At 67.2% G+C, this 17,219-nt stretch carries 14 protein-coding genes and 1 pseudogene; 14 read left to right on the top strand and 1 reads right to left on the bottom strand.

Annotated elements, in window-relative coordinates:
• Positions 1–8: 8 nt before the first annotated feature.
• The 5 genes from AC069T_RS04820 to AC069T_RS04840 are packed head-to-tail and all read left to right on the top strand — an operon-like array spanning position 9 to position 4,480.
• The gene (locus AC069T_RS04820; protein ID WP_478781348.1) at positions 9–1,271 is read left to right on the top strand and encodes an MFS transporter; all 1,263 of its coding nucleotides are present in this window, start codon (positions 9–11) and stop codon (positions 1,269–1,271) included.
• Complete coding sequence (locus AC069T_RS04825; protein ID WP_478781349.1) at positions 1,268–2,578, top strand: class I adenylate-forming enzyme family protein; 1,311 nt, start codon at positions 1,268–1,270, stop codon at positions 2,576–2,578. The genes AC069T_RS04820 and AC069T_RS04825 overlap by 4 nt, the downstream gene beginning before the upstream one ends.
• On the top strand, positions 2,575–2,904 hold the full coding sequence (locus tag AC069T_RS04830; protein ID WP_478781350.1) for a phosphopantetheine-binding protein: 330 nt from the start codon (positions 2,575–2,577) through the stop codon (positions 2,902–2,904). The genes AC069T_RS04825 and AC069T_RS04830 overlap by 4 nt, the downstream gene beginning before the upstream one ends.
• A 13-nt stretch (positions 2,905–2,917) precedes the next feature.
• Entirely contained in the window at positions 2,918–3,655 is a 738-nt protein-coding gene (locus tag AC069T_RS04835) for a 2OG-Fe(II) oxygenase (RefSeq protein WP_478781351.1), read from the top strand.
• 45 nt (positions 3,656–3,700) lie between these two features.
• Positions 3,701–4,480 carry an aspartyl/asparaginyl beta-hydroxylase domain-containing protein gene (locus AC069T_RS04840; RefSeq protein WP_478781352.1) on the top strand — a complete coding sequence of 260 codons (780 nt, stop codon included), beginning with the start codon at positions 3,701–3,703 and terminating at the stop codon, positions 4,478–4,480.
• A 911-nt stretch (positions 4,481–5,391) separates the two neighbouring features.
• Here AC069T_RS04840 and AC069T_RS04845 read toward each other — a convergent pair.
• Positions 5,392–6,135, bottom strand: coding sequence for a hypothetical protein (locus AC069T_RS04845; RefSeq protein WP_478781353.1), 744 nt, complete (start codon positions 6,133–6,135; stop codon positions 5,392–5,394).
• Between the two features lie 431 nt (positions 6,136–6,566).
• Here AC069T_RS04845 and AC069T_RS04850 point away from each other — a divergent pair, with 431 nt between their 5' ends.
• From AC069T_RS04850 to AC069T_RS04890, 9 genes and pseudogenes are all read left to right on the top strand, one after another.
• Positions 6,567–6,830 carry a helix-turn-helix transcriptional regulator gene (locus tag AC069T_RS04850; RefSeq protein WP_478781354.1) on the top strand — a complete coding sequence of 88 codons (264 nt, stop codon included), beginning with the start codon at positions 6,567–6,569 and terminating at the stop codon, positions 6,828–6,830.
• Positions 6,831–6,996: 166 nt separating this feature from the next.
• Entirely contained in the window at positions 6,997–7,848 is an 852-nt protein-coding gene (locus AC069T_RS04855) for a DUF6083 domain-containing protein (RefSeq protein WP_478781355.1), read from the top strand.
• 118 nt (positions 7,849–7,966) lie between these two features.
• Complete coding sequence (locus AC069T_RS04860) at positions 7,967–9,454, top strand: UvrD-helicase domain-containing protein (protein WP_478781396.1); 1,488 nt, start codon at positions 7,967–7,969, stop codon at positions 9,452–9,454.
• 689 nt (positions 9,455–10,143) lie between these two features.
• Complete coding sequence (locus AC069T_RS04865) at positions 10,144–12,099, top strand: hypothetical protein (RefSeq protein WP_478781356.1); 1,956 nt, start codon at positions 10,144–10,146, stop codon at positions 12,097–12,099.
• 85 nt (positions 12,100–12,184) lie between these two features.
• Complete coding sequence (locus tag AC069T_RS04870; RefSeq protein ID WP_478781357.1) at positions 12,185–12,826, top strand: DUF6461 domain-containing protein; 642 nt, start codon at positions 12,185–12,187, stop codon at positions 12,824–12,826.
• 516 nt (positions 12,827–13,342) lie between these two features.
• Complete coding sequence (locus tag AC069T_RS04875; RefSeq protein ID WP_478781358.1) at positions 13,343–13,957, top strand: helix-turn-helix domain-containing protein; 615 nt, start codon at positions 13,343–13,345, stop codon at positions 13,955–13,957.
• Positions 13,957–16,077 (top strand): hypothetical protein, encoded by a 2,121-nt coding sequence (locus AC069T_RS04880; RefSeq protein WP_478781359.1) that lies wholly within the window; start codon positions 13,957–13,959, stop codon positions 16,075–16,077. The genes AC069T_RS04875 and AC069T_RS04880 overlap by 1 nt, the downstream gene beginning before the upstream one ends.
• Entirely contained in the window at positions 16,077–16,796 is a 720-nt protein-coding gene (locus AC069T_RS04885) for a helix-turn-helix domain containing protein (protein ID WP_478781360.1), read from the top strand. The genes AC069T_RS04880 and AC069T_RS04885 overlap by 1 nt, the downstream gene beginning before the upstream one ends.
• A 51-nt stretch (positions 16,797–16,847) precedes the next feature.
• Positions 16,848–17,216 (top strand): annotated as a pseudogene (locus tag AC069T_RS04890) (ATP-binding protein); the annotation flags it as partial.
• Positions 17,217–17,219: the final 3 nt, after the last annotated feature.

Consider the following 17,219-nt stretch of genomic DNA (forward strand, 5'->3'; position numbering starts at 1 on the left):
TGCACTCCGTGTCGTCCACGAACTTCCGACGCTTTTGGTTCGGCCAGACCCTCTCACAGTTCGGGACCCGCATCGGCACCCTCGGGCTGTCCGTCACCGCCGTCGAGTTGCTCGACGCCGACACCCGGCAGGTCGGTGTGCTCGCCGCGGCCTCCACCGTCTGCTACCTCCTTATCGGGCTTCCCGCGGGCGCGTGGGTGGACCGGCTGCTCAAACGCAGGACGATGATGTGGGCGGCGCTCATCCGGTGCCTCACCGTCCTCACCGTCCCGTTGCTCTGGCTGACGGGCGACCTCAGGATCGAGGTCCTCTACGGAGTCGCCGTCCTCGTTGGCGTGGTGAGCGTCTTCTTTGACGTCGCCTACCAGTCATACGTACCGGTGCTGGTGCCCGAGCAGGAGATCGGCGCCGCCAACTCCCGCTTGGAGGCGACAGCCCAGGTCTCGACGCTTGGTGGGCCGGCGCTCGCCGGTCTGCTCATGCGGGTCGTCAGCGCCCCCGTCGTCATGCTTGTGGACTCCTTCACGTACCTCGTCAGCTTCCTGTCCCTTAGCGTGACCAGAGACGCTGAGCAGAAGCCCGAACCGGTCACGGGTAAGGGGAACCGACTGCTCGCCGACATCGCCGAGGGCCTGCGCTTCGTCCGGGACCAGCCCGTCATCCGGCGGCTCGCGGTTTCCATGGGAGTCTCCAACTTTTTCGCCACCGTCGTCTCGACCTTGGTGCCCGTTCTCGTGATCCGCACCATCGGCTTCGACTCGTTCATGCTTGGGCTCGTCATGACCTGTGGCGCCGCAGGCGGCGTGCTGGGCGCGCTGCTCGCTCCCAAGGCCCGGCAGCGGCTCAGCGCCGGGACCGTGATGGCCTGCGGCCTGCTCACGGCCGCGTCCTTCACCGTCGCCAACCCCCTGGCCGCCGTCCTGGCCCCCCACAGCAAGCTGGCCGCGGGCGCGGTGCTGCTGCTCGGCGAGTTCGGCCTGACAGTGGGCGCGCTCCTCTTCAACGTCACGCAGGTCAGCCTGCGGCAGACCCTTTGTCCCAAGAATCTCCTGGGTCGTATGAACGCCTCGGTCCGCTTCGTCGTCTGGGGCAGCATGCCGCTCGCGGCGCTCTTGGCGGGCTGGCTAGGCTCGGCGATCGGAGTCACAGCTACTCTCTGGGTCGGCGTAGTCGGCAGCCTGGTCACGGTCCTCCCGATCCTCACCATCGACCGGCTGATGGACTCCCGTACGGACGCGACACGGGCGCTGGAGACGGAGACCGTACGATGACCGCGCGGCGGGATCTGGTGGCACGGATCCTCGACCACCGGGTCCGGGTAAACGGCGACCGCGTGGACGCGGCGGAGTCCGCCTTCCACCGGCTCACCGAAGCGCTGCCGCGCGCTGGCGTCCGACCCGGTGACATCGTCGTGCTGGACGGACTGCACGGCCGAGACCTGATCGTCGCCGCCCTGGCCGTCTGGCAGTCGGACGCCGTCCCCCTCCCCGTACCGCCGAGGGACCCCGCCGCGGGAGCGGCGGACGACGACTGGCAAGGCACCTGCCGCATCACCAGGACGCTGTCCGTGCTCTCTGCCGCCCCCGCGCCCCGGGACGAGCGGCTGGTGACCACGGCGGTGCTGCACCTTAGTTCGGGCAGCACCGACCGCCCGAAAGTCGTCCGCCGCGGCGTCGCCAGCGTGCTTCAGGACGCGGAGGGCTACCGGCAGGGCCTCGGACTGAGGCATGACGACCGGGTCGCGGTACCCGTACCGCTCACACACTCCTTTGGCTGGGGCGTCGCCGTCGCCGCGCTCCTCGCCGGATGCGATGTCGACGTCACCCCGTTCGTCCGGGCGGGCACCCTGGCACGCAAGGCCGACGCCGGGACCGCGTCGGTTCTCGCTGTCACCCCGCCGGTGGCCCGCCTTCTCGTTGAGACCCGCCGCACCGGCTCGGCCCGTCCCCGGGCGGCGATGGCCGGTGCAGGCCCCGTACCGGCCGACCTCGATGAGGCGTTCAGGGACCGCTTCGGCGTCCCCCTGCTGCGTGGCTACGGCTCGACGGAGACCGGAGGCACCTTCCTCGGAGACCGTGGCATGGGCCGTCCGGTACCCGGAATCGACGTCCTCGCGCCATCGCAGGGGGAGCGCGGCGAATTGGTACTCCGGTCAGCCGCCCCGGTCGAGGGCCGCCTGGATGACGAACGCGGGCCCACCAGCGAGTGGCACACCGGTGACATCGTCCGGCACCACAGCAACGGCTGTCTGTACTTCGAGGAACGCGCCCGCGGGCCCCTCCGCCTGAATGGCACCTTCATCAAGGCGGACCTCACACAACGCCTCCTGCGCCGCGTCCACGGAGTTAGGGACGTCTTCCTCCTAGTGCTGCCACGCGAGGGCATGCCCGAGTTCGAGGACTTCTTCGCGGTGGTGGAGGGCGGTGCCCCGGCTGCGGACCTGACCGCCGCCCTGACGGGGGCCGAGGCCGAGGTGCCCGTGCCCCGCGTTCTCGTATGCGAGCGCCTGCCGAGGACCACGGTGGGCAAGCCCGACCGGCAAGCGCTCATCGAGTGGGTACGAAAGGTGGGCGTATGACAGACCTCGCGCAACCCGAGCACCTCAAGGAGTGCGAACTGCTGGTCGCCAGGCTGGTCGTGCAGGCCATGTCCGAACGGGGTATCGAGCCCCCGGCCGTACGAGACCTGGCACAGGACGCCGAACTGCGTACGCGCGACCTCTCTCTGTTCGGACTGAGTTCGCTCGATTGGATCGCTCTCGCGACCCGGCTGGAGGAGACGATTGACGCGGAGCTGCCCGACGAGGTGCTGGTTACTCCGAAAAGCCGCTCCGTGGCGGGCTGGGGTGCGGCGGTCCTCGCCGCGAGCTCGACCGAGCCCCAGGCGCAGGACCCGAACCGATGACTCCTCGGAGCCAATGACCTTGGAAGTGGGGAACGTGCAGGAAACAGAGCAGGGCCGCCGCTACATCGTCGTCGACGACTTTCTGAGTCCGCAGGACTTCGCGGCGGCGCAGGACCTCATGACGAACACCGCATTCACACTGCGGGACAGCGTCATCTCGTCTGAGGACGGACCGGCCCACCGCTCCCGAGGCGCGCGCTTCACGCACGACCTCGGTCTTCCCGACGCCGCACGGCAGCCCGGGGTGTACGAAGAGCTGGCCCGGACTGTCCGCGCGTACGTGCACTTCTTTGGTGAGGCGGGCGCCGACTGGGACAGGATCTCATTCGCCTTCTGGAAGTACCCAGCGGGCAGCCGACTCGGCTGGCACAACGACGCCGGCCTGGGCAGGCAGGGCGAGTTCATCCTGTTCCTCCACGACAGGTGGCGGCCGTCCTGGGGCGGCGAACTGAAGCTGGTCGACGAGGACCCTCTACCGGCGACCGACGCCGAGAATGCCGAGAAGGATCTGGTCCTCCGCATGGAGGCACGGATCGCCCGCAGCCAGACCAGCCCGGTCGCGATCGTGCCGAAACCGAACCGTCTGGTCATGGTCAAAGCGGACACCGTGCACACCATCAGCCGCGTGGACCACACCGCAGGCGACGCGCTGCGCCGCACGCTCACCGGCTTCGTCGCGAAGAGTCCCATGCGCGCACGGACCCGGGAGAGTGCGCTGGAGAGCCTCAGCGCGCTGCTCACCGCTGACTGACTTGGACCACCCGCTGAGCCGAGACCCCGACGTCTGGAGGACGACATGCAACCGTGGCTTGCCGAGAGCCCGGCCTATCTGGAGCGATGGATTGACGAGCAGGGAGTGGACAGGGCCTCGCTCGCGCGGGTGACCAGCGGTTTGGAGATCGCCCTCCAGGGAAAAGTGAGCGAACACGTGAGCGGCGGGCAGGAGCCCAACCTCTTCGTACCCGGTCTCACAGAGAAGGCATGGTGGGATGACGAGGACTTCCCGTGGCTGGCGGGCGTGGAGACAGCAACGTCGGACATCAGGGCGGAGTTCGAGAGCCTGGGGGGCCTTGCCGGAAAGAGGGTAGTCGCCAACCCGACCGAACTGGCTGACGAGGGCCGCTGGTCGGCGCACTACCTGTACTACTCCGCCAAGTCCTACCCGCGGAACCTCAGCGCCTGCCCCGCGACCGTGCGGGCACTGCGGCCCGCACACGGGGCGCTTGGCTGCGGCATGACGTACTTCTCAGTGCTGGACCCCGGCACCCACATCGCGGCGCACACCGGCTTCACCAATGCGCATCTCCGGTGCCACCTGGGCCTCGTGACCCCCGAGGGGGCACGGATGCGGGTCGGTGACCGGACGAGGACGTGGCAGCCCGGCAAGGCCTTCGTCTTCGACGACTCCTACGACCACGAGGTGTGGAACGACAGTAAGCAGGGACGCGCCGTCCTCCTGTTCGACATCTGGCACCCGGAACTGACGGAGATTGAGGTCAGGGCGATCTCATACCTGATGGAGGTCTCGCGCAAGCTGATCTACCGGTCTTTCTGGACGAAGGAATTCGTCGCCTGATCCGGGCCCGGCCTCGGCCGCGGCCCGCTCCATCAGAACGCGGCTGACTCCCTCCCCACCGGGTGGAGTGACGAGTTCCTGCGCCGCCACCAGTATCCGCCTTCGCTACTGTCCCAGCCATTCCCGCCGCAGATGCTTGTCGAAGGTGGCAGCAAGCCATCCACCGCTAGGGTCGAGCGTTCCGGGTCTTCCACCGGTGACGACAACCTCATCTGATGGACGCCACACGCGGTCGGACACCGTGCACGCGGTGACCTCGGCTGCGGGCCCCCAGGCGAGGCAGTCACGAAACAGCCCCGGCTGTCCCGGATTTGCTTACCAGAACCGCCCGACAATCATGGGATCGGAGCGGGTGGCGTCCGTCTGAGGTGGTCAGAGGTGGGGTGGTGGTCGGCCGGTGAAGAATGGGGCCGACGGCACCACTGCGATTGTGCGAAGAGCGAGCCGTGGCTCGCACGGACAAGGGGTGGGGCCACGGAAGCAGAAAGGCTCAGCGCCCGAGCTCTGAGCACCGCGTAGCAGCGTTCACGAGGGAGCTTGCGCGCCATGTGATTGGACATGACCGCCAGGACCTTGAACTCTCGTGTAGTTCCTCGTCTTGACTCAGGTGCCTAGTAGATCCTGCCGCGCAGCGTCCGTCGGTATGAGCGTTCACGGGAGACAGGCAAGAGCCATTCCACTTGCTGCCCTTTGCGCTCGTCGGCTGCCATGGGGGTAGCTGGAGTAGCCGCAGTGGATCGGTCAGGTCGCCAAAGAGGGTGTCTTGGGCGGGCGGCGCGGGTCCTCCCGCGGTGGGGGTGCGCCGGCCGCGCCGTCGGTCAGCGCGTACCGGCAAGCCGCGCGCAGGTCAGGCAGCTCGAGCTGTGCCCCCATGAAGCGGGCGGCTACTGACCTTCTGGCGCCTGCCTCACTCATACCGTCGGTGGCAGACACCAGAAAACCTCGTCGGTCTCCCTGTTGTGCCGCCAAGTAGCCAGGGCGCGTGAAGCCACGAGCCGATCGAGGAGTTCGGCAGTTTGGTGAGGCGAGTGCCCGCACTGGCGGGCCAGAACATCAAGATCGGTGGTCCAGCCACCGTGTGCACTATGAGAAGCCAAGACGAGTGCGACCAGCTGCACGGCCGGCGGTCGTGCAGCCGATACCAGCACCGGGGTAGGGCGCAGTGCCCACTGCGCGGCACGCGCTCGCTCCCGGCCGCTGCCTGGCTGTTGCAGCACGAGTGCATAGTCCAGCAGCTGGGTCTCCATGTGGAGGCGACGACGCCCTGTCTGGTATCGCAGCCAGCCCGCGTGCTCCAGCTCCGCCCACAGCTCCATGCGGCCGTGCAGCCGCATGCCGCGCAACAGGCCTGCGGGCAGTCGAACGGAGCCGCTCACGTCGGCGCGTAGGGCACATTGCACCGCGAGCATCCGGGCGGCGGGGGAGGTGAACTGGGGGAGGGCCACCGCCAGATAGCTGAGCATCTCCCGTACGAGGGTTCGTTCGGCCGGGGTGCCCGGCACCCTCGGATGCCGGCCAGGGCATTTTGCGGGGTGGGAAGCGACCAAGGTGGCCGGAACCACGGCGGTGTGGCTGGTGGCGGCCGCACAGGCGGCGCAGGTGTCGGAAAGGCGCCAGATTCGGCCGCTGCGGTCGCGGGTCAGTGCCAGCATCACGGGCCCCGCGCATCCGCGATGGCGTAGATGCCAGGAACAGCCCTGCGCCTGGCACTGACAGGTGCGCAAATGGGTCGGGAGCGGGTCGGTGCGCGCGTGACGAGCCAGATGCGCCAGGACAGCCGATCGGGCGGAGGCAGGCTGCAGGGGAGGGGAGTGCACGGTGCAGTGCGGGCAGGCGAGGCTGTGGCCACCTGCTCGGGACTGCAGTTCCACCGTCCAGATGCGCCGTACTGCGGGATGCGCGCCGGCAAGCCTCATTGCCCCGTCGTCCTCCTGTCTGTTCGCGCCGCCGTAGCGGGAGCTCCATGCAGGGAGCACCCGAGCGCACCGTAGTGCAGATCCCTGCACTACGAACGTCGCTCCCACTCGTGCGGATAGTGCAGAAGTCTGCACTGACAGGGCAGGGTCCTGCACCGTCGGATGGTGGAGTGACGATCTTGCCGCCCGACCCCGACCTCAACGCGCTGCGCGTGACGCTGGCGCGGCTGAGGAACGAACGCGGCTGGACCTTCGATGGACTCGCCGAGCGCAGCGGCCTGGCACGACGCACACTCATCGACCTCGAGCACGGCCGTACCACCGGCAGCCTCACCACCTGGCACGCCCTCGCCCACGCCTTCGACGTCCCCATCGAGCAGATGCTGGGCACCCTCTGCGACGACCACACCCCGCCCGGCACCCCGCATTCCTGACCACACCGCGCAGATGTAACCCGGCATCGAATCACCCGCACCGGTGAACGCGCATCGAAAATCTCGGCGCCTACTAGATCAAGAGTTCGATGTCGTTCGGCTGTGCGAGGGACCTCGGCCTGTCCCTCACCAACCTTCCGGGGTGTCGACTGGCACGGTCTGCGCCATGCATTCCGACACTGCTGCCCCCGGCTGCCACTGGGACGGCAGCCCACGCACCGCACACCACCGGCGCCCGCTTCGAGTGACAGCCGCCAGCCCCAGCCGTCTCCTGCGCACCGGGCAGAGCGGCCGCTGCCGACGATGCGGCCACAGAGCCGACTGGTTCCAGCGCGCCGACCAGCGGCCCATCACCCTGCACCCCACCGAACTGGACGCCTCCCAGGTCCCCGCCCCCTGCCGGTGGCACCTGAACGGCGGCATCGCCCATCCTCACGACGACGGCAGCCCTTGGTGCCGCATCCCGCACCTCACACTCTGCCCAGACCACACCCCCACCGTGCAGGCCGGTCCCTACATCGAATCCCTCCGCCGCAAACTCGCCGTCCGTACCCGGCGCCTGATCGACACGGGACGATTCACCCCGACTCCTCCGACCGCCCCCTGCACGTCATCCGACAGCCATGGCCGCCCGGCCCAGCCGGTTGTGCAACTGCTGCTGGGCCGCTATCTCGCCGACGTTCCTCTTGAGGACCTGCGCTGCGTGGCCCAGACCCGTCAGCGGCGCCGCTGTCCCCGTAGCATGCTCGAGCCCGGAGCCCCGCGTGGTGTCTGGACTCTGCAACCGGCCAGCCCGCAGCGAGGCCAACTCGCTCTGCCTGCCGCCCACATCGCTGTCTATGACCTCACCCGCCTGCCCTACTCCGAGCAACTGCGCTGGCGCACCCAGCGATGCACCACTCACGCAGCAACTCCAAGCGCCGCAGACCTCGCGCTCACCGGATGGCAAGTCTTTGACCCCCTGCTGCATGCGCAGCACCTCCGCAGCCGCTTGCCGCATCCCGTTCCCGGCCACTAGCGACACGTGACCGCCGCACCGGGCCGGATACCACCCTGACCACAGCCGATGGCGCGCAACGTCCCAGCCACATCGCCCGGGCGCGCCAAGGCCGGTAGCCCTACGGAGCCGCACCGTGTTGAATCCCACCCCTGAACAGCAAGCCGCAGCTGACGCCTTCCACGCAGGAGAACACTTGGCCGTGCAGGCCGGCGCAGGAACTGGCAAGACCACCACACTCGCCCAGCTGGCACGCGCCACTCAACGCCGCGGTCGTTACCTCGCCTACAACCGGGCCATCGCCCAGGACGCCCGAGCCCGCTTCCCGCCCACCGTCAGCTGCAAGACCGCACACTCCCTGGCCTACGCCGCCATCGGCCACCGCTATGCACGCCGCCTGAATTCTCCTCGCCGGCCCGCCTGGCAGACCGGGCAGGCTCTGGGCATCACCAAAGCCATCCGCATCGGCGAGCGAGATCTGCCGCAGAGGGCTTTCTCCAACGCCGTTCTGCGCACCGTGGCCCGCTTCTGCCACACCGCAGACCTCACCATTACCCGCCACCACGTCCCGCACCTGCGCGGCCTCGAGGAACCAAGTCTGCACAGGGAACTCGCCGATCACGTCGTGCCGTTCGCTCATAAAGCCTGGGCGGACCTGCAGCATCCCGACGACGGCATCGTCCGTTTCGACCACGACCACTACCTGAAAATCTGGGCCCTCACCCACCCCAGGATCGATGCCGACTTCTTGCTCCTGGACGAAGCGCAGGACACCAACCCCGTCGTCGAGCAGATCTTCCTCGCACAGCGCGCCCACGCTCAGCTCGTCATGGTGGGCGACTCCGCCCAGGCCATCTACGACTGGCGCGGCGCCAAAGACGTCATGACCGCCTTCGACGGCACCAAGCTCGCTCTGTCGCAGTCCTTCCGCTTCGGTCCCCGGCTCGCTGAAGAGGCCAACCGGTGGCTGGCGATCGCCGACGCCCCGATCCGTCTCACCGGCACCGACACGGTGCCCACCCACGTGGGCCCCGTAGCCCGGCCCGACGCAGTACTGTGCCGAACCAACGTCGGCGCGATGGCCCAGGTCATGAACCTACTGGCCACTCCATCCCGAGTAGCACTGGTCGGCGGAGGCGAAAGCCTGCGCGCCCTGGCCGCGGCCGCCCAAGACCTCAAAGAAGGCCGCCCCACTACCCACCCCGAACTGGTCCTGTTCACGACTTGGGGAGACCTTCAGGACTACGCCATCTACGACACGGCCGGACGAGACCTCCAGCCATTGGTCGACCTCGTCGACACCCACGGCACCCACGCCATCCTGACAGCCGTCACCCGGCTCGCTCCCGAAGATAAGGCGGAGGTGACCGTCTCCACCGCGCACAAGGCCAAAGGTCGCGAATGGAACAATGTGAGGATCGCCGACGATTTCACACCGCCCCCGGACAGCGACCACCACGACGACGCCGGCCGCGCACTACCAGGACCAATCGGCGACGGAGAAGCACGCCTGGCCTACGTCGCAGTCACTCGTACACGCGGATGCCTCGATCTGGGAGGCCTCAGCTGGATCGATCAGCACCCCGACGGCAGACCGAGCCGAGCTGGAGAACGTTCAGTGGCATGATCCAAACTCTCATCTGCTGTGATCCCCATCCGCAAGCTGCCCGGAAGCGTCGGAATCTGAATCAGTGCCATCCCGCCAATGACGGTGTGCCATGACCATGAAGAAGCACAAAGCGGCACTCCATGCACGATGCCGTTGGTGACAGCGGGCAGACATGCCGGCTCTATCGCTGCCTGCGTGTGACAAAGGACCAGGTGAGTGGACGTCAGTTCGGCATCAAATGTGGAGCATGACGGACCGTGAGCCGACGCCCGCGCAATACGGGATGGACCCCTCGACCTGCTGTCCGGTCCCGTTCAGGCCACGAAGCCGCAGTCCAATCAGACCTTGGGCAACCGGCTCACATCCAGCCAAGACAGGTGCCACCCTGCGGCACGGCCCACGCCGTTACCGCTCGAAGTTGAAAAAGCGAAGACCACCTCACGGCCGGGTCCCTTCACCGTCCCCTCACGCGATCGTGACCCCCTGGGACGCAACCGTGTCCACCGTCACGTCCGACAGGTTCAGTTCACGAGGTATGTCCGGCGATGGTGGTCTTGCCTCGTAGGCCAAGCGCTCCTAGAACGGCAGGGCAACGGCATCGCGCATCGACGAGCCTTGCTCAGAGCCGAAAGTGAGCGGGGCCAGAGGGGAAAGTTCTCTTGTCCGAATACTTATTACGAAGAAGACGTGTCCTGTCCAAGTTAGCCATGGGTGCCTGCTCGATCCTGCTGATGGGATCCGGTGGTGTTGCCACCGCAGCCGACAATGCTGACGGGAAGCCCAGTTGGGACTACGCGCCGTCCTCCCGGCCTGCGGCAGGACCGGAAACCGTCGCCATAGCTAGCGACAGCCGACCTGTCTCTGGGAGAAACCTCGAGGCCGGCCCGCCGTTCACGAAGAACTCATCCGGCGTATGGCAGGCCGATCGCACCACAGTCACGTTGCGCAACACCGTCACCGACGCCGATGGTGACGCGTCGAATCTGACCTTCCAGGTCTACACCACGGATGCCAGCGGCAACCCGAAGGACCAGGTCCAGCTCACCGACCCCGACACGGGCCAACCTGCCGCCTACGGCGTGATCGTGTCCGACTTCGTCACCTCCGGCGGAAGGGCATCGGTCACCATCAGGTACGGCGACCTGAAGACGAATACGACCTATGCGTTTCGCACCAGCGCCTTCGACGGAAGCCTGTACGAGACCAACTGGTCGCCGTGGGCGAAGTTCCACACCCGCAGCAGGGCAGTCAGCATCACCCTGCCCGAGCCCAACAAGGACGCTCCAGCCCTCAACCAGGACACTCACCAGCAGCCGCAGCAAATAGCCCAGCCCTCCATAGTGGTGGTGCCTCCGACGGAGCCGCCCATCGGGCTGAGCGCCGCAGATGGCTGGAGCTGCGGCGAGCTGAACACCAAAACGGGAATCCAGCCGTGCTCGCGACTCGTGCCCAACAACAGCAAAAAGGTTCGCGATGCTCTCACCAGGGGAACGAGGGCTCCTCTGCCTCACCTGGTCGACTGGTGCGAGAACCTGCTCAACTCACATATCAAGCGCTACGAGGCGTGCATCGGAAGCTTCACCTACGAGCACAAAGGCGTCGTCACCAAAGATGGCCAGCCAACCGGTGAAGTATTGAAATCGTCCTGGGCAGTCGGTCAAGAGGTCAAACTCTCAGGCACCTCGGCAACGTTCACACAGCAACTCGTCCTGGTCCCGGTGGAGATCGACCCCAAGTTCGGATCGGTGACACTGAACGTAGAGTTCGACTGCCTTCTCGCCGACCGGTGCAACAACGGCCCGCAGTCATGGGACGGGGCGCTGGTGTGGACGGCCGCTGACCCGTTCTCCCACTCAGCCGTCGGGAAAATCGACCATACCTGGAATGCGGCAAACAGCGCGGACAGGCTGGACCTGTCCACGAAAATCACTGCCTACTCGCCGGTGGCGAACCCCTCCGCGGCACGATGGCAGGCAGATGGCGCGCAGGTCCGGTGCGACAAGATCTCATCCGCCACGCCGGGTTGCAGCTTCTACAAGTACATCCCCACCTGGAGGATGAACTTCGACAAGACGCCGCCGGCCGTTGCGCATGCGTGGCTCATCCAGGCCAAGCTCCCCACCCATCCCGGCAGTAAGACAGCCAACAAGCCGCTGTTCTACCTGCCTGCCGCGTCGAAGAACGCGCACAATCGCGACCCGGACGACAACCGCAAGGTGATCTGTCCGGACGGATGGGCAGCCACCTACGGCAATCCGGACGCCACCAAAGTCACCGAGATCAGCCCGACCGACAAGGTGTCGTGCGACGAGTTCGCCTACGCCTCCACCTACAACTCCGGCGGCATGCCTGCCAGCAACGGCGGAATGAACGAAGTCGACACCGGAAACGACTGCGTTCAGACCTACGCCACCCGCGTCAAGCAGGGTGAATGGCACCTGTACGACGACATTCGCGAAGCTGCTCCCTCATGGACCGAGGTGTGCGGCCGTTCGGCCATGTCGGGATGGATCAACTCCACCTCGATGGGCGGAGCATTCAGCTCCGGCTTCTCGGCCAAGTACCGGCTGCTGGACAAGGACCCGTACTGGGTGGACTTCCCCCAGTTCGCGCACTGCGATGCGTCTAAGGTGACCGTGACTTGTACGGTGCCCAAGCCGTAACGCTTCGATGACAGCTGGTGGGGTGCAGCGACTCCTGTCGCTGTGCCCCGCCGGCCTCATGTTGTGGACGAAGGAGAGATCGGTAGTGCCTGACAACCTCGCATGGATTGCCGATGCCTGGCATGGCGGGAACTTGAATGCCGCAGACCTGTACATCACCTGCGCGCGCGGGCTCAGTCCTCAGCAGCTGGCGCAACGCATGGCCGACCACGAGCCTGTTGAGATCGGTTCTGCTCTGACCATCCAGGAAGCGTCGAGCATGGTTGACCTCGCGCAGGTCTACTGCGTCGGCCGCATCGGCCAAAGCGGCGACTGGTCTTTCATCGCGGAGTGCGGCGCCAGCGAAGGCTGGTCCCTGGATCCAGCAGTGTCCCGCGGTGCCGAGGTGCTGATCTTCGACCCACGGCCGGACGATCCGCCCTCCTTCTTCAGCTACCTCGCCAACGGTGAAGTGCAGCTGCACTTCGAACTCGGCTTCGGCTACGACCCTGCAGGAGCCCAGCCGGACCTGCTGCGCCCGGCGCTGGAAATGGCCGGAGTCATTCCGCCGGAAGACTCCATCGATGACATGCTCGGCGAGGACGTCGAGGTATCCCCAGTCGAAGAGAAGCGCCGAGTGCTGGAAGTTGTGGGCGAGTATTTTGGGCTGTCTCTCCCGCGGCAGGCGATTGAGACCGAAAGGCTCCCCGCCGTGATCACCCGCACTTCACCTCCGTCCTCCTGGTAAGCACCTCAACACCCGGCCGCCGTTGACGCATCTCGCCGGCGGTGTAGGCGCTCGCAGTCTCCTCGAGTCTCAACGCTTCAAGGACCGTGCTTGTACTTGGTCCTGTGCAGCCAGGCTGTGGGCTGGGCCTGGTTCGAGGGAACCACTCCTGCCCGCATCCTGGGCATTACACGTAATCGACGTGTGGTGACACATTCACGACGCGAGCCGCCTCTGCACATCGATGACCTCGTGGAAGCGCTACTCCATGAGTTTCGTTGCCTCAGTCGCACGAACGACCCGGCGGGCCGGCCCTTGCGTACCCACTGCTGTGTTTTCACAGGCTTCCTTCCCTGCGTCCTACGCTGATCAGCCAGCCGATTGCCTCCTTTGCCTCCGTGACGGAGCCGACCCAGGGATGGATGCCTGGGTGCATGGAAAATGTCCGGGCCAGCCAATCTTTGACGGGCCCTCAGTGCTCCGCTAACCTTCATGCCGAATCAGATATAAGAGTTTGCATGTAGGGAGGTGGTTGGGATGCTACTGACGACCGGGCAGGCAGCTGAGGAACTCGGCTGTGCCATCACCACCTTCCGCCGTCTCGTGCAGGCGGGACTGCTGCCGGGCCTGTCCCGCCGTGGTGTGCGCGTCATGGTTCCGCTCCAGGTGGTCCAGGCGCTCGGTAGGCGCTGGCACGCCCCGCTGGACCAGTTGGACGCTCGCGAGGTTGCCGTCCTGCGGGTGGACGCGGCCAAGCAGGTACAGGAACCGGACCGGAAGTGGATTGGCTTTGCGGCCTCCCTCACCCACGAGGACCTCCTCAAGGCGCTGCGTGGCTGGTGGCGTTGCGATGCACCGAGCGTGGCGGCTGCCGGAGTCCTGCCGGTGACCCTTTCGGGCTACGTAGTGGCCGTCCTGACCGGCCTGGAAGCCTGGGAGAAGAACGCCGAAGGCCGCTATGCCTTCCCGCACGCGCGGCTCGCAGGCTACGTCACCGACCTCGCCACGCCCGTAAGCCAGGTGCTTGCCTCCTCGCAGACCGACCGCAGGCTAGCGGAGCTCCTGCTGGGCAGCCGGCTTGTCTCCCACTCGGGCGGGGCGATCGCCTACGTTCCCGCATCCGCCGCCCGCCGTCCGGACAAGGAAGACTGATGGACGCACAGCGCTACACCGCAGCCCTCGCCGAACTGCGCACCGTACGGGACGAGATCAAAAAGGCCCGCACTGCTTTGGCGAAGCTGGAAGCCGAGCGGGACCGGCAGATCACACAGCTCGCCTCGTATGAGAAGGCGAAGGCGGAACGGATCGCCCCGGCGGCCGGACTGAGCCTGACGGACGTCGTCACCCTGGCCCCTGCGCTGGCCCCCGACCGCCTCACCACAGCCAAGACCACCGCGCCCCGCCCCCAGCCGGACGCCTCGGCCACCACCGACAGCACCGAGGCTCCGCCCCGTCTCGCCACCCAGACGCAAGCGGTGGCGCCCGCGATGGCCGCCGCCACACCAGCACCGTCCGTCGCCGCCTCCCTGCAGGCTGCTCCTGCCGAAAACCCTGGTCCCGACGGCCTTGCAGCTCCGGACGAGCCGCGTGCCCTCCCGTCGATCCCTGAGGGGGCAGCGGGCAACGGCTGGTTCACGCACACGGCGAACCTGCTCTCCACAGCACCGAACTTCACCCAGCAGGCTCGCTCCACGGTCTTCCTGGACCCGGACACGGGCGTACTGGTGCACCGCAGCCAGACACACCGCCTCGACCTGGCCGACACCTCGGTCGCCGCTATCCTGAACGCCGTCTTTCACGTTGTGCCGGAGGGTGTGGAACGCATCTACATCACCGGCGGCGAGCCCTGGCACCGTGACGCCGACCGCTATCCCTACCTGCGGGATGCGGTCGCGGCCTGGCTGAACGCCCCCACGCCAGGCTGGCGCACCGACACCGGCCGCGGCAAAGACCGGATGGCCGGACACTTCGTCCACGCCCGCAATCCGGTCGGCCGCTACCAGCGCGACAACGGCGACGCCCACGTCGAAATCCGGTCAGTGGGGGAGTGGTTCGACACCGACGGCGACGACCCGGCCACCATCCGGGACGCATTCGTGCTGCTGTGGCAGGCACTGCGCCGCCACTGGCCCGACGCGGTCATCATGGGCTCCCCGTCTCAGACCGGCCGCGACCTTTGGACCCGCACCATCCCCACCCGCGGCCAGCACGCCGAAGGCTTTCCCGTCTTGTCCGAGGAACTGCGGGGCCTGCTGCACGCCACCGCCGGCCAGGGCCGCAACGAACTCATCCTCCCGCCCCGCGTGCCCGAACAACTGCCCCAACTCGTCGAGTATGACCGCACGTTCGCCTACGCCAAACACACCTGGAAGTCCCCAGTCGGCACCCCCCGCCGCATCACCGCGGCGACCTTCGCCTCCTGGTCCGAAAAGGAGCAGACCCGGGCCTTGTACGGCTGCGGGCACTGGCAGGTCCGCGTCACCGTCCCGGACAGCTGGAATCACGTCGGCATCCTGCCCGCTCCCGCACCCGGCGACCGTTCCTGGCACTACCCGGCCACACCCGGCACCACGTTCACCACCTGGGCCGGCGGCCCCGAGATTCACACCGCCCTCACCAACCCGATCACCCCATGGAAGATCGAAATCCTCGACGGCATCCTGTGGGACGACGGCAAACCCCTCGACGACTGGGCCAAGAAACTCAAAGAAGCCTGGACCAACCTCTCCGCCCAGGCCCACTTCCAAGGCGACCCGCAGCAGGCCCGCGCCGCCCACCTCGCCTCCCGAGCCGTGCGCTCCATCCTCCTCTACGGCATCGGAGGCTTCGCCCAGCGCCCCCGCATGGTCACAGGAACCACCCCCCGCACCGCTGAGCGCGACATCCCATCGGACGCCGAAATCATCAGCTTCGACGACGAACTGATCACCTGGCAGAAGCCCACCGGCTTCAGCCGCGACCCCAACGCCCACCCCGAATGGGCAGCCTCGATCTGGTCCGGCGCCCGCGCCGCCCTCCTCACCCAACGCCACCGCGAAGACAACACCTACGCAGGCGCCCTGCACGCCCAGCCCGGAACCGTAATCGCCTTCCGTACCGACGCCCTCTACCTCACCGCACCCCAAGACTGGCCGCACCACAACCAGCCCGGCGACTACCTCCTCAAAGGCCACCTCACCGGACCGATCACGGCTCCCACCACCGAGGAACAACTCCTCGCCCTCCGCGACGCCGGACGCACCGCTCTCACCCAGAACGGGGGACAGGCCTGATGCCACCTCGCCGCCGCAACCCGGCATCGGCGCAGAGCCAGTTGAACGAGGCCGCCCGGCTCGCCGACCAACTCCAAGCAGCCGGCTACACCAAGCGCGACATCGCCCGCATCATCGACCGCGACCCCTCCCTGGTCTCCCAGTTCTACACAAAGAACAAGGGCGCAGCCTTCGTCCCCGCCCTGCAACAGGTCCTTGCAGCCGTCCAGAGGGGCGGCATCACCGAGCTGCCCGAACTCGCCTCCCTCGCCAGCCGCCACATCACCCGCCGCACCACAGCCAGCGGCACCAGAGCACGCGTCCGCAGCAAAGCCGTCCTGATCACCCCCACCGGCTCCGGCACCGGCCGCGTCGGCGCCCAAGCCATCGCCTCAGGCTCCTCCCGCCTACGCCCCCTCATCGCCGAAGCCGCCCGCCAGGGCCTGCGCCTGGCCTTCACCGTCCGCCTCGCCAAAACCGGCTACCTGCACCCCTCCGGCAGCCGCACCGACTCACCCGGCATCCGCCGTGACGTCATCCAACGCGCCGACCACACCGAAGAACGCTCCTACGGCTCCGCACAGACCGGAGGCCACGAGGCAGCCGACTTCGCCCGCCGCGTGGACACCGCGGGCGGAGACGTGACAGCTGCCGTGCACCAATGGCTCGTGGAGACCGGACGCATTCACCCGGACGCTCACATTCTGCACCTGGAAGTCCGCACCTGGCGCCCGCGTTGACGCCAGCGGGCCACCGAGGCACGCGCGTGAAGATGCGCAGACTCAGGTGACGCACGCCGCGCCCGATTATTTGCCTGGAATGTCCTGGAGGAATGGGGGCTTTCCTGCTGCGCCGAGGACGAGGTCATCGTGGTTGGCGAACTGATTGCCAACGCCGCCAGACACGCCCTCGAACCAGAATCCGGCGACGGCGGCACCGCGACCGCGTGGCTAGGGCTGGTCCGTAGGCATCAGGCCGTCATATGCGCCATGGCGGATCCGAGCCCTTGCGCTCCCGAGCCCCAATGGCCCGGAGACCTCAGCGAATCGGGCCGAGGACTGCGCATCGTCGAAGCCGTCAGTTCATCCTGGGGCTGCACGCCCCCGCAACGCTCCGGGGAAATGGTCTGGGCGCGTGTGCTCGCTCCACCGGACCTCTGACTC

The sequence above is a fragment of the Streptomyces sp. NPDC043867 genome, from assembly GCF_056435845.1.

Bases quoted from the DNA above. Each gene is read 5' to 3' on its own strand.
- AC069T_RS04865 (WP_478781356.1), top strand. From the start codon at position 10,144: ATGGGTGCCTGCTCGATCCTGCTGATGGGATCCGGTGGTGTTGCCACC.
- AC069T_RS04835 (WP_478781351.1), top strand. From the start codon at position 2,918: ATGACCTTGGAAGTGGGGAACGTGCAGGAAACAGAGCAGGGCCGCCGC.
- AC069T_RS04830 (WP_478781350.1), top strand. From the start codon at position 2,575: ATGACAGACCTCGCGCAACCCGAGCACCTCAAGGAGTGCGAACTGCTG.
- AC069T_RS04840 (WP_478781352.1), top strand. From the start codon at position 3,701: ATGCAACCGTGGCTTGCCGAGAGCCCGGCCTATCTGGAGCGATGGATT.
- AC069T_RS04880 (WP_478781359.1), top strand. From the start codon at position 13,957: ATGGACGCACAGCGCTACACCGCAGCCCTCGCCGAACTGCGCACCGTA.
- AC069T_RS04825 (WP_478781349.1), top strand. From the start codon at position 1,268: ATGACCGCGCGGCGGGATCTGGTGGCACGGATCCTCGACCACCGGGTC.
- AC069T_RS04875 (WP_478781358.1), top strand. From the start codon at position 13,343: ATGCTACTGACGACCGGGCAGGCAGCTGAGGAACTCGGCTGTGCCATC.
- AC069T_RS04855 (WP_478781355.1), top strand. From the start codon at position 6,997: ATGCATTCCGACACTGCTGCCCCCGGCTGCCACTGGGACGGCAGCCCA.
- AC069T_RS04885 (WP_478781360.1), top strand. From the start codon at position 16,077: ATGCCACCTCGCCGCCGCAACCCGGCATCGGCGCAGAGCCAGTTGAAC.